The 13,544-nt window shown below is 61.8% G+C and carries 10 protein-coding genes; 8 read left to right on the forward strand and 2 right to left on the reverse strand.

Annotation, left to right across the window (positions count from 1 at the left end):
- Together O4H31_RS11815 and ligD are read left to right on the forward strand one after the other, a co-directional pair.
- A complete protein-coding gene (locus O4H31_RS11815) occupies window positions 1-837 on the forward strand; it encodes a Ku protein (RefSeq protein ID WP_269345996.1) in 837 nt (278 codons plus the stop codon).
- Window positions 837-3,296, forward strand: a complete 2,460-nt coding sequence (ligD, locus tag O4H31_RS11820; RefSeq protein WP_269345998.1) for a DNA ligase D — start codon at window positions 837-839, stop codon at window positions 3,294-3,296. Before O4H31_RS11815 ends, ligD begins: the two co-directional genes overlap by 1 nt.
- Before the next feature lie 82 nt (window positions 3,297-3,378).
- Here the strand turns inward: ligD and O4H31_RS11825 are convergent, their stop codons facing one another.
- Window positions 3,379-4,533, reverse strand: coding sequence for a trans-sulfuration enzyme family protein (locus tag O4H31_RS11825; protein ID WP_269346000.1), 1,155 nt, complete (start codon window positions 4,531-4,533; stop codon window positions 3,379-3,381).
- 168 nt (window positions 4,534-4,701) lie between these two features.
- Between O4H31_RS11825 and O4H31_RS11830 the strand changes: the two genes are divergently transcribed.
- The 4 genes from O4H31_RS11830 (at window position 4,702) to O4H31_RS11845 (ending at window position 8,810) form a co-directional block, all read left to right on the forward strand.
- Complete coding sequence (locus tag O4H31_RS11830; protein WP_269346002.1) at window positions 4,702-5,913, forward strand: bifunctional alpha/beta hydrolase/OsmC family protein; 1,212 nt, start codon at window positions 4,702-4,704, stop codon at window positions 5,911-5,913.
- A 271-nt stretch (window positions 5,914-6,184) separates the two neighbouring features.
- Window positions 6,185-7,489 (forward strand): adenylosuccinate lyase, encoded by a 1,305-nt coding sequence (gene purB, locus O4H31_RS11835; RefSeq protein WP_269346004.1) that lies wholly within the window; start codon window positions 6,185-6,187, stop codon window positions 7,487-7,489.
- A gap of 74 nt (window positions 7,490-7,563) precedes the next feature.
- Entirely contained in the window at window positions 7,564-7,722 is a 159-nt protein-coding gene (locus O4H31_RS11840) for a hypothetical protein (protein WP_259949251.1), read from the forward strand.
- A 179-nt stretch (window positions 7,723-7,901) separates the two neighbouring features.
- Window positions 7,902-8,810, forward strand: coding sequence for a lysophospholipid acyltransferase family protein (locus tag O4H31_RS11845; protein ID WP_269346009.1), 909 nt, complete (start codon window positions 7,902-7,904; stop codon window positions 8,808-8,810).
- Between the two features lie 11 nt (window positions 8,811-8,821).
- Here the strand turns inward: O4H31_RS11845 and O4H31_RS11850 are convergent, their stop codons facing one another.
- The gene (locus O4H31_RS11850) at window positions 8,822-9,535 is read right to left on the reverse strand and encodes a DUF1223 domain-containing protein (protein ID WP_269346010.1); all 714 of its coding nucleotides are present in this window, start codon (window positions 9,533-9,535) and stop codon (window positions 8,822-8,824) included.
- Between the two features lie 248 nt (window positions 9,536-9,783).
- On the opposite strand from O4H31_RS11850, the gene acnA reads away from it, so the two are divergent.
- Both acnA and O4H31_RS11860 read left to right on the forward strand, forming a co-directional pair.
- Entirely contained in the window at window positions 9,784-12,558 is a 2,775-nt protein-coding gene (acnA, locus tag O4H31_RS11855; protein ID WP_269346011.1) for an aconitate hydratase AcnA, read from the forward strand.
- A 145-nt stretch (window positions 12,559-12,703) separates the two neighbouring features.
- Window positions 12,704-13,516, forward strand: coding sequence for a hypothetical protein (locus O4H31_RS11860; RefSeq protein ID WP_269346012.1), 813 nt, complete (start codon window positions 12,704-12,706; stop codon window positions 13,514-13,516).
- Window positions 13,517-13,544: the final 28 nt, after the last annotated feature.

A 13,544-nucleotide genomic window follows, 5' to 3' on the forward strand; every position in this document is an offset into this window, starting at 1 on the left:
ATGGCACCGCGCGCACTCTGGAAAGGTCAGCTTCGCCTGTCGTTGGTGTCGATCCCGGTCGAGATATTCTCGGCCACCAAGACCAGCTCCAAAGTCTCTTTTCGGCAGATTCACAAACCCTCGGGCAAGCGGGTGCGCTATGAGAAGTCCGTGCCCGGCATCGGTCCGGTCAAGGCCGAGGATATCGTCAAGGGCTATGAAGTCAGCAATGACGAATACATCCTGCTTGACCCTGATGAGGTGGATCAGATCAAGCTGGAGACGAAAAAGACCTTTGAACTGGTGCAATTCGTCGATGCCTGCGAAATCTCTCCGCTCTATTTCGACAAACCCTATTACATCACCGCCTCTGACGATCTGGCCCAAGATGCCTACCGCGTGGTGCGCGACGCGCTGCGCCAAGCGGGCAAGGTGGGCTTGGGGCAGGTCACCATGCGCGGCAAGGAATATCTGGCCTGCGTCAAACCCTGCGGCGACGGCCTGTTGATGGAGACGCTGCACTACGCCGATGAACTGCGCGAAGCGGATGAGATTTTCACCGATATCGAAGATGAGAAGACCGACAAAGACCTGCTCGATGTGGCGACATCGCTGATCGACAAGAAAACAGCCCCCTTCGACGCCTCCGCCTATACCGACAAATACGCCGAGGCGATGCAAAAGCTGTTGGATGCGAAGGTGAAGAACAAGAAAACCCCGCGCGTGCAAACCGGTGATGACGGCCCTGTCGAGGGCGAGAATGTCATAGACCTGATGGGCGCGTTGAAAGAAAGCCTGAAGGAAGCGGGCGGTAAATCCAGCGCCAAGAAGAAGGCGCCGCGCAAGAAGGCCTCGTGATGGCCAAATCTCCCGACAGGCTTGCCGATTATAACGCCAAGCGCGATTTTGAGACGACAGCCGAACCTCGTGGCCAGATTGGCAGCGGCGCGGGCCAAAGCTTCGTTGTCCAAAAACATGACGCAACCCGCCTGCACTATGACTTTCGTCTTGAATGGGAGGGGGTGCTGCTAAGCTGGGCTGTCACCAAAGGCCCCTCCCCCGACCCATCCGAAAAGCGTCTTGCCGTGCGGACAGAGGACCACCCGCTTGACTACGGCGGGTTCGAAGGGACGATCCCAAAAGGGCAATATGGCGGCGGCACGGTGATGCTATGGGACCGGGGCACTTGGATGCCGCATGGCGATGTCGCTAAGGGGTTGAAGGACGGCAAGCTCAAATTCACGCTGCAAGGCCAACAGATGCAGGGCGGTTGGACACTGGTGCGGATGCGGGGCCAGGAAAAGCGCGAGAACTGGCTGCTGATCAAGGAACGCGACGACTATGCCCGCGATGTGCCGGACGGGCTGACCAAGGGCACCGCCCGGTCGATCACCACAGGCCGCACCATGGCGGAAATCGCCAAGGATGCCCCCGCGAAAGATGTCGCCGACCCGCGGCCCAAACGCAAAGGCAAGAACCCCAGCTTCGTCAAACCACAGCTTGCCACGCTCGTTTCCGACGCGCCCGAGGGCGAGGATTGGATGCATGAGACGAAATTCGACGGCTACCGCTGTCTGGTCTCTCTCGGCAAGGGCGGTGCGCGGCTCTTTACCCGCTCGGGCAAGGATTGGACCGACAAATTTAACGGGCTTGGCCATGCCTTTGATCCGCTGCCCTGCGACCGCGCCCTGCTGGACGGAGAAGTCATGGCGGCCAAGATCAATGGCTCTGCATTTTCATCGCTGCAAAAAGCGCTGAAAGAGGGGCATCCGCTGGTTTTTTACGCTTTCGATTTGCTGTCGCTTGATGGCGATGACTTTCGGAGCGAGGCGCAAAAAGACCGCCGCGCGCGTCTGGCAAAGTTGCTTTCCGGCGTGCCAGCGGGCGGGCCGTTGCGGCTGAGCGAACATGTTGTCGGTCATGGCCCCGAAGTCTTTGACCGCGCGTGCAAAGCCGGGGCCGAGGGGATCATCAGCAAACGTATCGACGCACCCTACTCCGGCAGACGCAGCAAGAGTTGGCTCAAGGTCAAATGCACCCGGCGGCAGGAATTCGTCATCATCGGCTATTCCCCCTCTGACAAAAAGGGCCGCGCCTTTGCCTCTCTGCTGTTGGGCAGCCATGAGGGGGGTGAGTTGCGCTATAAAGGCCGTGTCGGCACGGGGTTTTCCGAAACGGTGATGGCCGATCTTGCCCGTGCCATGACCGCCCGCAAAACCCCGCCCGCCAGCGACGTGCCAGCCGAGGTTGCGCGGGATGCAAAATGGGTCCGGGCAGATCTGGTGGCCGAGGTCGACTTTACCGAGTTCACCGCCGATGGCGTGATCCGCCACGGCAGTTTTCTAGGCCTACGTCAGGACAAGGACGCCGCCCAAGTGACGTTGGAGGAACCGCAGGAGGAGCCGAAGATGGGCGATGACAGCAAGATCGGCGGCGTGCAGATCACCAACGCCGACCGCAAGGTTTTCCCCGATGCCGGTTGCACCAAGGGTGACGTGGCGCGGCATTACGCGCGTGTCGGCCCGCGCATGATTGAACTCATGGGCTATCGCCCTCTGTCGCTGTTCCGCTGCCCCTCGGGGATCGACGGGCAATGTTTCTTTCAAAAACACGACAGCGGCGGGATGCCTGATGCACTGTCGCGGGTGTCGATTGAACAAAGCGGTGGCGATGCGGCGGATTACCTCTATGCCACGCGGCCCGAAAGCCTGATCGCGGCGGCGCAGATGGGCAGTCTGGAATATCACATCTGGGGCGCGCGGGTTGACCGGTTGGACCGCCCCGACAGGCTGGTCTTTGACCTTGACCCCGATGAGGGGCTGGACTGGCCCGATGTCCGCGCGGCAGCCTTTGAGCTGCGCGACGCGCTGGCGGCTCTGGGCCTGCAATCGGGTGCCATCGTCACCGGCGGCAAAGGCGTGCACGTCTGGCTTGCCTTACGCCGGACACGCGGCTGGGAGACGGTCAAGCTGTTCTCCAAGACCTTTGCCCATGTCATGGCCGCGCAGAACCCTGATCGCTATGTCGCGACCATGTCCAAGGCCAAGCGCAAGGGCCGCATTTTCATCGATTGGCTGCGCAACGAACGCGGGTCTACGGCCATCGCGCCCTATTCCCTGCGCGCACGCCCCGGTGCGCCGGTTGCCGTGCCGGTGACATGGGAAGAGTTGGAAAACCTCGACAGTGCCAACGGGTTCCGCATGGGCGATATCGCCGCGCGGCTGGATCGGCCCTGCCCCGCGCTGGCGGTGCAAGACGATCTGCAATCGTTGACCGATGGGGTGATCGAGAAGCTGCAGGCGTGGTCTGAAACCTAGCGGTTATCTTTCGCGCACCTGCACGGGCACAAAACCGTGCCTTGGGTGAGATTGGCCGCGGAGGCCCGCGGCCAGTCCAGCCTCACTGGCCGAGCGCTTGCCCCAGATCAGCACCAAGGTCTTCGACATCCTCAATCCCGACCGAGAGCCGCAGCAGCCCTTCGGGGATCCCGGTGTGCGGCTCGATGGTGTGGCGATGCTCGACAAGGCTTTCCACACCGCCAAGCGACGTGGCGCGGTGGAAAAGCTGCAACCGCCCTGCCGCCTTCAGCGCCGCTTCGGCCCCGCCTTTGACGACAAAGGACAACAGCCCGCCATAGCCCCCGCTCATCTGCTGCGCAGCAAGGGCGTGGCCGGGATGGTCCGGCAGGCCCGGATACATCACCTGTTCGACCTGCGGGTGATCCGCCAGAAACTCCGCCAATGTCATGGCATTGCGAGACATCTCGCGCATCCTGAGCGGCAGCGTGCGCATGCCGCGCGCCAGCAACCACGCCTCCATCGGGCCGATCACCGCGCCCGCCTCATTGCGGTCATCGCGGATCATCTGCCAGCGCGGCGCGCCTGCGTCATTGGTGGCAAGCGAGCCGGCCAAAACGTCGGAATGGCCATTGATCCCCTTGGTCGCCGAATGCATCACGATATCCGCGCCATGCTCCAGCGGATGGCTCAGCACGGGCGAGGCCGCCGTGCTGTCGACCACCAGCGTCGCGCCCACCTCATGCGCAGCGGCGGCGGCCCCGGCGATATCGGTGATCCGCAGCCATGGGTTCGAAGGGGTCTCGATCAAACACAGGTCAGGCTTTTCGGCCCGGCAGAGCGCGGCGAATGCATCCAGATCGCTGGCGTCCACCTCATGTAGCGCAATCTGCCGACGGGTGCAGAAATCGCGGATCCATTTCGTCGTGCCCCAGTAAATCTGGCTTTGCACCACCACGCTCGCGCCATTGGGCACGGTCCGAAAGACTGCCGCGATGGCGGCCATGCCCGAGGGGAAAATGAGCGTCTCTTCGGCCCCTTCGAGCGCGTTCAGAATACGCTCCGCCACGCGGGTGTTTTCATTGTGCGAGCGCAGATAGACGTTGTCGGGATTGACCAGATCGTAGTTCTCATCGCGCAGATAGGTGGTGGCAAATTGCACCGGCGGCACCACCCCGCCGGAGGCGGGATCGACGGCGCCCGCGGCTTGGGCCGCGATGGTGGCAGGGTGCAATTGCGATTTGGGAGGCTGTGCCAAGTGGTTTCTCCAACAGATGTTTTCTCAAGTGGTATACAAAGCAATAAGCCGGGGCAAATGCGATCACGGCCAGTGCTTTTACGTAACGCTTGGGTGAGCAGAGAGCCACGGCCCTTGATCCACCGGCAGAACATGTCACCTTTGATGCACCCCAAACTGGAGCGCCCCATGGCCACCGAACGCATCACATTCCCCGGCCCGGATGGCACGGAACTGGCCGCCCGGCTGGACATGCCCGAAGGGCCGCATCTGGCGACCGCCCTGTTTGCGCATTGCTTTACCTGTGGCAAGGACATCCCCGCCGCGCGGCGTATCGCCGGGCGGTTGGCGGCGATGGGCATTGCCGTGCTGCGGTTTGATTTTACCGGGCTGGGCCATTCGGGCGGTGAATTTGAGAACACGTCTTTTTCCTCCAACGTCGACGACTTGATCGCTGCCTGCAGCTATCTATCGAGCCGCGACATGGCCCCGGCGCTGTTGATCGGTCATTCTCTGGGCGGAGCGGCGGTGCTAAAGGCAGCGGCGCAACTGGCTCATGTCAAAGCGGTCGCCACCCTCGGCGCGCCCTTCGATCCGGCCCATGTCACCCATAATTTTGCCGAGAGCCTGCCCGAGATTTCGGCCAATGGCAGCGCCGAAGTCAATCTTGGCGGGCGGCCTTTCACCATCAGTCAGGGCTTTATCGACGATGTGCAGGGCGCCTCCCTCGCCCCTGATATCGCCAAGCTGAAAGCTGCGCTGCTGGTGCTCCACGCCCCGCGGGATGAGATTGTCAGCATCGACAACGCGGGCCAGATTTTCTTGGCCGCGAAACATCCCAAAAGCTTTGTTACGCTGGACGATGCCGATCACCTGATCACCCGCGCGGGCGATGCCGAATATGCGGCAGAGATCATCGCCACATGGGCGGATCGCTATATGACGCTGAAATCTCCCGCCCCGCCCCCCGGCGCGCCGGAGGGGATCGTGCGCGTGACCGAAGCCGACGCCGATGGGTTCTTGCAAGACGTGAACGCAGGCCCCCACCACCACGCACTGGCGGATGAACCACTGGCCTATGGCGGCACCAATCGCGGCATGTCGCCCTATGGGTTTTTGTCTGCAGGCTTGGGCGCTTGCACGTCAATGACGATCCGCATGTATGCCCGACGCAAGGGATGGCCGCTGACGGGGGTGAGCGTCGACGTTTGCCACGACAAGGTGCACGCGCAGGATGCGGGCACGGGGGCTGCGGAGAAGATTGACACGTGGCGGCGGCGTATCCGGTTAGAAGGGGATTTGAGCGAGGAGCAGCGCCAGCGGTTGTTGGAGATCGCGGATAAGTGTCCGGTGCATCGGACGTTGGAGCGGAGTTCTACGGTGGTGACCGAACTGCTTTAGCTACAACAGGTTTACCATCCCGGCCCGGAATCAAGCCGCAGGCGCCGGGGCGTCGTCTGCCCGCCCGGACGGGTAGGCGATTTGGTAAGGCTGGGCGTAACCTCGCGAGCGCCCATCATGGTTGAGCCATAAAGTAGCACCGACCTACGTATGATCGCCGACCCGCGGGCAGGCGATGGCCCTCGTCACCCTCACCACCCCAGACTTGTCCTTAACCCCAAGTCAGTCTATGCCGCCCCTGACCCATCCCCTGTCCTAAAAAGGTGCGCGCATGATCCCCCGCTACTCCCGTCCCGATATGGTTGCCGTTTGGTCGCCGGAAACGAAATTCCGCATCTGGTTCGAGATCGAAGCCCATGCCTGCGACGCGATGGCCGATCTGGGCACCATCCCGCGCGAGAATGCCGACGCCGTGTGGAAAGCCAAAGACGTTGAATTCGACGTGGCCCGCATTGACGAGATCGAGGCCGTCACCAAACATGACGTCATCGCCTTCCTCACCCATCTGGCCGAACATGTCGGCAGCGATGAGGCGCGTTTCGTGCATCAGGGGATGACCTCGTCGGATGTGCTCGATACCTGTTTCAACGTACAACTGACCCGCGCCGCTGATCTGCTGCTGGAGGGCATGGACAAGCTGCTGGCCGCGCTGAAGAAACGCGCGCTTGAGCATAAAGACACCGTGCGCGTGGGCCGCAGCCACGGCATCCACGCCGAGCCGACAACCATGGGCCTGACCTTTGCCCGCTTCTATGCCGAGATGGACCGCAACCGCGCCCGCCTCGTCGCCGCGCGTGAGGAAATCGCCACCGGCGCGATCTCGGGCGCTGTCGGCACTTTCGCCAACATCGACCCGCGCGTCGAAGAGCATGTCTGCGAGAAACTGGGCCTCAACCCCGAGCCGATCTCGACCCAAGTCATCCCGCGCGACCGTCATGCGATGTTCTTTGCCACGCTCGGCGTCATTGCCAGCAGCATCGAAAACGTCGCGATTGAAATCCGCCATATGCAGCGCACCGAAGTGCTGGAAGGCGCGGAATTCTTCTCGATGGGGCAAAAAGGCTCCTCGGCCATGCCGCATAAGAAGAATCCGGTGCTGACCGAGAACCTGACCGGGCTTGCCCGTCTGGTGCGCATGGCCGTGGTTCCGGCAATGGAGAACGTAGCGCTTTGGCATGAGCGCGACATCTCGCATTCCTCGGTCGAGCGCGGCATCGGCCCTGACGCCACCGTCACACTCGATTTCGCCCTGCACCGTCTGGCTGGCGTAATCGACAAAATGCTCGTCTTCCCCGAGAACATGCTGGAGAACATGAACAAATTCCCCGGCTTGGTGATGAGCCAGCGGGTGCTTCTGGCCCTGACCCAAGCGGGCGTAAGCCGTGAGGATGCCTATTCCATGGTGCAGCGCAACGCGCTGAAAGTCTGGGAAGAACGCCTCGATTTCCGCGAATTGCTGCTGGCCGACAAAGAGGTCGTCGCGGCCCTTGGCGAAGACGGCATCAATGAGAAATTCGATATGGGCTATCACACCAAACATGTCGACACGATTTTCAAGCGCGTCTTTGGCGACTGATCTGAGAATTGTAACGCTTTGAGATTGGCGCGGACGGGTGTACCCTGTCTGCGCCTGTCAAAGGAGCAAACGACATGAAACTCGCACTGACACTCGGCGCCCTCATGGCGCTCACGGCCCCCTCCCTCGCCCTGGCATCGGGCTGCGTTCATGACAAACAGGTCATGACCTGCGCCGAGGGGATGAAACTCGACATCAGCAGCGGCACCTGCGTGCCAGACACCACCGCCTGAGGTTTTCACGGGCGGCAGGGTTTCCCATTGCTGGATCAGAGGGCCGCGCCTAGGCGGCCCTCGCGGCTGCGACTGCGCGGCCCTTCGACGGCTGACCCCGGCCTATGACGCGCAGGATGGCTTGTTGCGCAGGGCGGCGCAGGCTATGTCAGGAAAACTTTAACAGCCTGTCAGAGCCCATGTCGGACCAAGCCCCCCAAGTCAAAAAGCCCTATCCCTTCGGTCGCCGGGCGCGCCATTACCTCAGCAATCTGCTGATCGTCGGGATCATTCGCACGGCTTTGGCCCTGCCCTATAAGGCGCGGCTCAGCTTTGTCGGCAGCTTGGTACAGCATGTCTTGGCCCCGCTGGCGGGCTACCGCCGCCGCGCGCTCGACAATCTTGAACATGTCTGGCCCGAGATGCCGCTCGTCCGTCGCGAGGAAATCGCCACGCGCTGTCTCAACAACCTTGGCCGGTCTTTCATCGAGAATTACTCGGCCGATGATTTCCCCAAACGCATGGCCGATGCCGAGCCACGCGGCCCCGGCATGGCGGCGCTGGAGGAGGCCAACCGCACCGGCCAGCCGGTGATCTTGGTGACCGGACATTACGGCAATTACGAAGCGGCGCGGGCGTCCCTCGTGGCGCGGGGCTATGACATCGGCGGGCTCTACCGCGAGATGAAGAACCCTTATTTCAACGCTCATTACGTCAAAACGCTCGAAGCCTTCGGCGGGCCAGTATTTCCGCAAGGGCGGCGCGGCACGGCAGGGTTCGTGCGGCACCTGAAACAGGGCGGTCGGCTGGTGCTGCTGTTTGACCAACATGTGATCCGCGCGCCGATCCTCGACTTTATCGGCAAACCTGCCCGCACCGCAATCTCGGCGGCGGAGCTGGCGTTGCGCTATGATGCGCTGTTGATCCCATTCTACGGCATTCGCCAAGACGATGGGGTCAGCTTTGACGTGGTGCTTGAAGCGCCGGTGCCGCATAGCGATCCGATGACCATGACGCAGGCGCTGAACGACAGCCTGACCGCGCAGGTCACCAAAACGCCAGAGCAGTGGTTCTGGGTGCACCGCCGCTGGCGTCCGCACGAAACCTAATCTTTGCGCGCCTACTTAATGCGCGCTGCCGCGAGAATCGCGCCCGGACCGCCCGGCTCTTGGCGTTGAACAATCACCACAACGGGCTGATCACCTTTGGTTTTTGCTGTCAGCGACAGCGGCGCTGACCCGTCCCAATCCGCCAAAACCTGCCAGCCCCGCACGACATTGCTGTGTTCCATGACATGGCCTGCATTCTCGCCGCGGGTGACCTTGGTCCGCTCCATCGGCGAATAGCGCAACATATGGACATGCATCGGCCCCGCAGCGGCGTCGGTCAGGGGTTTCGCCGCGATATCAACCGTCTCACCCGATCGCGTGAGCGTCAGCGCCACCTGAGGCGCGGCCTCGGCGTGCCGCTCCACCGCGTCCATCAGCTTCATCGGTTTGGCGCCCACGATATCGGTCTGGCCCTGCACGATCAGCTCGGGCGTGTACACACTGCGCCGCCCGCCCACGGCGGCATAGCCGCGCTGGCGCTCGGCATGGGCCGGGTCGCCAAAGGGGTCTTCCCAACCGATATAATCCCAGTAATCCACGTGCAGCGCCAAGGCGATAATGTCCTCCCGATCGGCCAATTCGGCGAGCATTTCATCGGCGGCGGGACAAGAGGAACAGCCCTGAGAGGTAAAGAGTTCGACCACCACAGGCTGATCCTGCTCAGCCTTCAACGGGGCGGCCAGCAGCGAAAACGCGGCGAGAACGGGATAAATCAGGGGCTTCATAAAATTCCAGACGGATCAATATCGCGGTGGCATTGGTCTAACGGCTTGGCGGGTGAAACACCAATCAACCTTTGTTGAGACGCCCGTTAGCGCCCACAGAGGGCTTTGCGCAGACTGCCCCCTTTAATCTCGGTACACAATGGTATACAAATTCGCGCGAAACCACCTGATAACAGTTGAACCGCCGCGCCCGTAGTGGCATTGAGACGACAATCTAGCCACCCATCAGACCCCGAAGGGAGCCCGCCATGACAATCCAAGTCGGTCACGACAGTGCCAAGACACGCAAGACCCTCTCCGTTGGCAGCCAGAACATCGCCTATTACTCCATTCCTGCTGCCGAGGCTGCGGGCTTGGGCGATTTCTCCAAATTGCCAGCGGCACTGAAAGTCGTTCTGGAAAACATGCTGCGTTTCGAGGACGGCAAGACCGTCACTCAGGACGACATCAAGGCATTTGCCGAATGGGCGACCAAGGGCGGCAAGAACCCCCGCGAAATCGCCTATCGCCCTGCCCGCGTCTTGATGCAGGATTTCACCGGCGTTCCGGCCGTCGTTGACCTTGCCGCGATGCGCGACGGTCTGGTGGCGCTTGGCGGCGACGCGGACAAGATCAACCCGCTGAACCCCGTCGACCTCGTGATCGATCACTCCGTCATGATCGACGAATTTGGCAACCCGCGCGCGTTCCAGATGAACGTCGACCGCGAATATGAGCGCAACATCGAGCGTTACACATTCCTCAAGTGGGGCCAAAAGGCGTTTAACAACTTCCGCGTTGTGCCCCCCGGCACCGGCATCTGCCACCAGGTGAACCTTGAGTATCTCAGCCAGACCGTTTGGACCGACAAGGACCAAAACGGCGAGGAAGTCGCCTACCCCGACACGCTCGTCGGCACCGACAGCCACACCACCATGGTCAACGGCGCTGCCGTTCTGGGCTGGGGCGTTGGCGGGATCGAGGCCGAAGCCGCGATGCTGGGCCAGCCGATCTCTATGTTGATCCCCGAAGTCATCGGCTTTGAGCTGACAGGCCGCATGATGGAAGGCACCACCGGCACCGACCTCGTGCTGAAAGTCGTTGAAATGCTACGCGAAAAAGGCGTGGTGAGCAAATTCGTCGAATTCTACGGCGAAGGTCTGGATCACCTGCCGCTGGCGGACCGGGCAACCATCGCCAACATGGCGCCTGAATACGGTGCTACCTGCGGTTTCTTCCCGATCGACGATGAGACCCTGCGTTACCTGACCAACACAGGCCGCGACAAAGATCGTGTTGCGCTGGTCAAAGCCTATGCCCAAGAGAACGGCATGTGGCGCGATGCGAACTATGCGCCGGTCTACACCGACACGCTCTCGCTCGACATGGGCACCATCGTGCCTGCGATTTCCGGCCCGAAACGTCCGCAGGATTACATCGCTCTCGACAGTGCGCATACCGCATTCGCCGAATACGTGAAAGGCATCCGCGAAGGGAAAGACACCTCCGCGAACTCGGAAATCCGTTGGGAAGGCGAAGGCGGCCAGCCCGAACCGCAGGACATCCCCGGCGACGAAGGCCATCACAACCGCGGTTTTGTCTCCACCGAAGATGACAACTACCAGCTGCATGACGGCTCCATCGTGATCGCCTCGATCACGTCCTGCACCAACACCTCGAACCCCTATGTCATGATCGGCGCGGGCCTCGTGGCACGCAAAGCGCGTGAACTGGGTCTGACCCGCAAGCCTTGGGTCAAGACATCGCTGGCGCCGGGCTCGCAGGTCGTGTCGCATTATCTTGAGGCCGCTGGCCTGCAAGAAGACCTCGATGCCATCGGCTTCAACCTCGTGGGCTATGGCTGCACCACCTGCATCGGCAACTCCGGCCCGCTGGAAGCGCCGATCAGCAAGGCGATCAACGACTATGACCTGATCGGCACCTCGGTCCTGTCGGGCAACCGTAACTTCGAAGGCCGGATCAGCCCCGACGTGCGTGCCAACTACCTCGCCTCTCCGCCCCTCGTGGTGGCCTATGCGCTGGTGGGTGACATGAACCACGACCTGACAAACAGCCCGCTGGGTCAGGACAAGAACGGCAACGACGTCTACCTGAAAGACATCTGGCCCACGACGCACGAAGTTGCGGAGCTGGTCGAACAGACAGTGACGCGCGAAGCCTTCCAAGAGAAATATGCCGACGTCTTCAAGGGCGACGAGAAGTGGCAGTCGGTCGAAACCACCGACAGCAAGACCTACGACTGGCCGCCAACCTCGACCTACGTGCAAAACCCGCCCTACTTCCAAGGCATGTCGCCAGAGCCGGGCGTGATCTCCAACATCGACGGCGCGAAAGTGCTGGCGGTGCTGGGTGACATGATCACCACCGACCACATCTCGCCCGCCGGGTCCTTTAAGGAAACCACCCCTGCGGGTCAGTACCTGACAGAGCGTCAGGTGCCGGTGCGTGAGTTCAACTCCTACGGCTCCCGTCGTGGTAACCACGAGGTCATGATGCGCGGCACCTTCGCCAACATCCGCATCAAGAACGAGATGCTGGACGGCGTTGAGGGCGGTTACACCAAAGGCCCCGATGGTCAGCAGACCTCGATCTTTGATGCCGCCATGGCGCATCAGGAGAACGGCACACCGCTCGTGATCTTCGGTGGTGAACAGTACGGCGCGGGTTCCTCGCGTGACTGGGCCGCGAAGGGCACGGCTCTGCTGGGCGTGAAAGCCGTGATCGCCGAGAGCTTTGAGCGCATCCACCGCTCCAACCTCGTCGGCATGGGCGTCATCCCGTTTGAGTTCACCGGCGGTGACACCCGCAAATCGCTGGGCCTGACCGGCGAGGAAACCGTGTCGATCAGCGGGTTGGACACAATCAAGCCGCTGCAGGAAGTGCCCTGCACGATCACGATGGCCGATGGCAGCACCAAAGAGATCACGCTGAAGTGCCGCATCGATACCGCGATTGAGATCGAATACATCGAACACGGTGGCGTGCTGCACTACGTGCTGCGCAACTTGGCGAAATCGGCCTAAGCGCCGATCGCCCTCGCGAACTGATCCAAGGAGCGGCCCCCACCGGGCCGCTCCTTTTCTTTTGGCCCCAAGCTCCTGCGCGGGAACCTGCCTGCCGATCACGGGTTGCCCCTGTAAGACGATCGCGTTCGGGGAAGGCAAAGCAATGATAGCAGGTTACGCGCTTGGCGCTTTGGGCGCGGTGATCCTAGCTGTTGTGCTGCTGGACTTTCTCTACACCGCCATTGGTGCTGCCCCTGTCGCGCCCCTGTCGGAGCGGGTTGCACGGGCGGCGTTCTTCGTCTTTTCCAAGATCATGCCAGAGGGCAACGCCCGCCACCGCCTCTCTGGCCCGGTGGTGATGACAGCCATTGCGGTGACATGGATCATACTCGTCTCGCTTGGTTGGACCTTGGTCTTCCAGATAAGCCGCGAGGCCGTGATGATGACCGAAAGCGAACGCCCGGCGGGCTTCCTGCGCGATTTCGCATTCGTCGGCCATCTGCTCTCAACCCTCGGCGGCGGGCCGTTTCAGACCGAAAACCCCTTTTGGCTGGTGCTGTCGGTCCTTGCCGGGGTCAACGGTATGGTGATCCTCACCCTGTCGGTCAGCTTTGTGCTGTCGACCACCACCACCGTCGCCCAAGCGCGCGGGCTGCTGACCAAAGCGTCCATGTTTGCAGCCGATAGCAACGAGATGAACACCATCATCCTGCCTGAGCTTGCCGATCTGGTGTCGAACCTCAACGCGATGCAATTCGCGCTTTACTACAGTGCCGAACACCCTGCCCGCCGCGTGCCCGCGGCGATGGTCGAGATGGCCCAGCGGGTCGCACCCTACCCCGAACAGATGCGCCGCCTGCGCATTGCACTAGAGCCGCTGCCCGACTTTACCGCGCCTGAGGGCACCTTGGATCAACTGACCGATGCGCAGTTCATCGCCCGGCTGCGAGGCTGGGCGCGGCAGTATTCACTTTGAGCGCGAGGAACAGAACACCCTGCGAGCC

Source organism: Sulfitobacter dubius, from assembly GCF_027214245.1.
Taxonomy (GTDB): Bacteria; Pseudomonadota; Alphaproteobacteria; order Rhodobacterales; family Rhodobacteraceae; genus Sulfitobacter; species Sulfitobacter dubius_A.

What these genes read in the sequence shown, in the direction of transcription:
- O4H31_RS11815 (WP_269345996.1), top strand. Translation starts at nt 1, where the DNA reads ATGGCACCGCGCGCACTCTGGAAAGGTCAGCTTCGCCTGTCGTTGGTG.
- ligD (WP_269345998.1), top strand. Translation starts at nt 837, where the DNA reads ATGGCCAAATCTCCCGACAGGCTTGCCGATTATAACGCCAAGCGCGAT.
- O4H31_RS11830 (WP_269346002.1), top strand. Translation starts at nt 4,702, where the DNA reads ATGGCCACCGAACGCATCACATTCCCCGGCCCGGATGGCACGGAACTG.
- purB (WP_269346004.1), top strand. Translation starts at nt 6,185, where the DNA reads ATGATCCCCCGCTACTCCCGTCCCGATATGGTTGCCGTTTGGTCGCCG.
- O4H31_RS11840 (WP_259949251.1), top strand. Translation starts at nt 7,564, where the DNA reads ATGAAACTCGCACTGACACTCGGCGCCCTCATGGCGCTCACGGCCCCC.
- O4H31_RS11845 (WP_269346009.1), top strand. Translation starts at nt 7,902, where the DNA reads ATGTCGGACCAAGCCCCCCAAGTCAAAAAGCCCTATCCCTTCGGTCGC.
- O4H31_RS11850 (WP_269346010.1), bottom strand. Translation starts at nt 9,535, where the DNA reads ATGAAGCCCCTGATTTATCCCGTTCTCGCCGCGTTTTCGCTGCTGGCC.
- acnA (WP_269346011.1), top strand. Translation starts at nt 9,784, where the DNA reads ATGACAATCCAAGTCGGTCACGACAGTGCCAAGACACGCAAGACCCTC.
- O4H31_RS11860 (WP_269346012.1), top strand. Translation starts at nt 12,704, where the DNA reads ATGATAGCAGGTTACGCGCTTGGCGCTTTGGGCGCGGTGATCCTAGCT.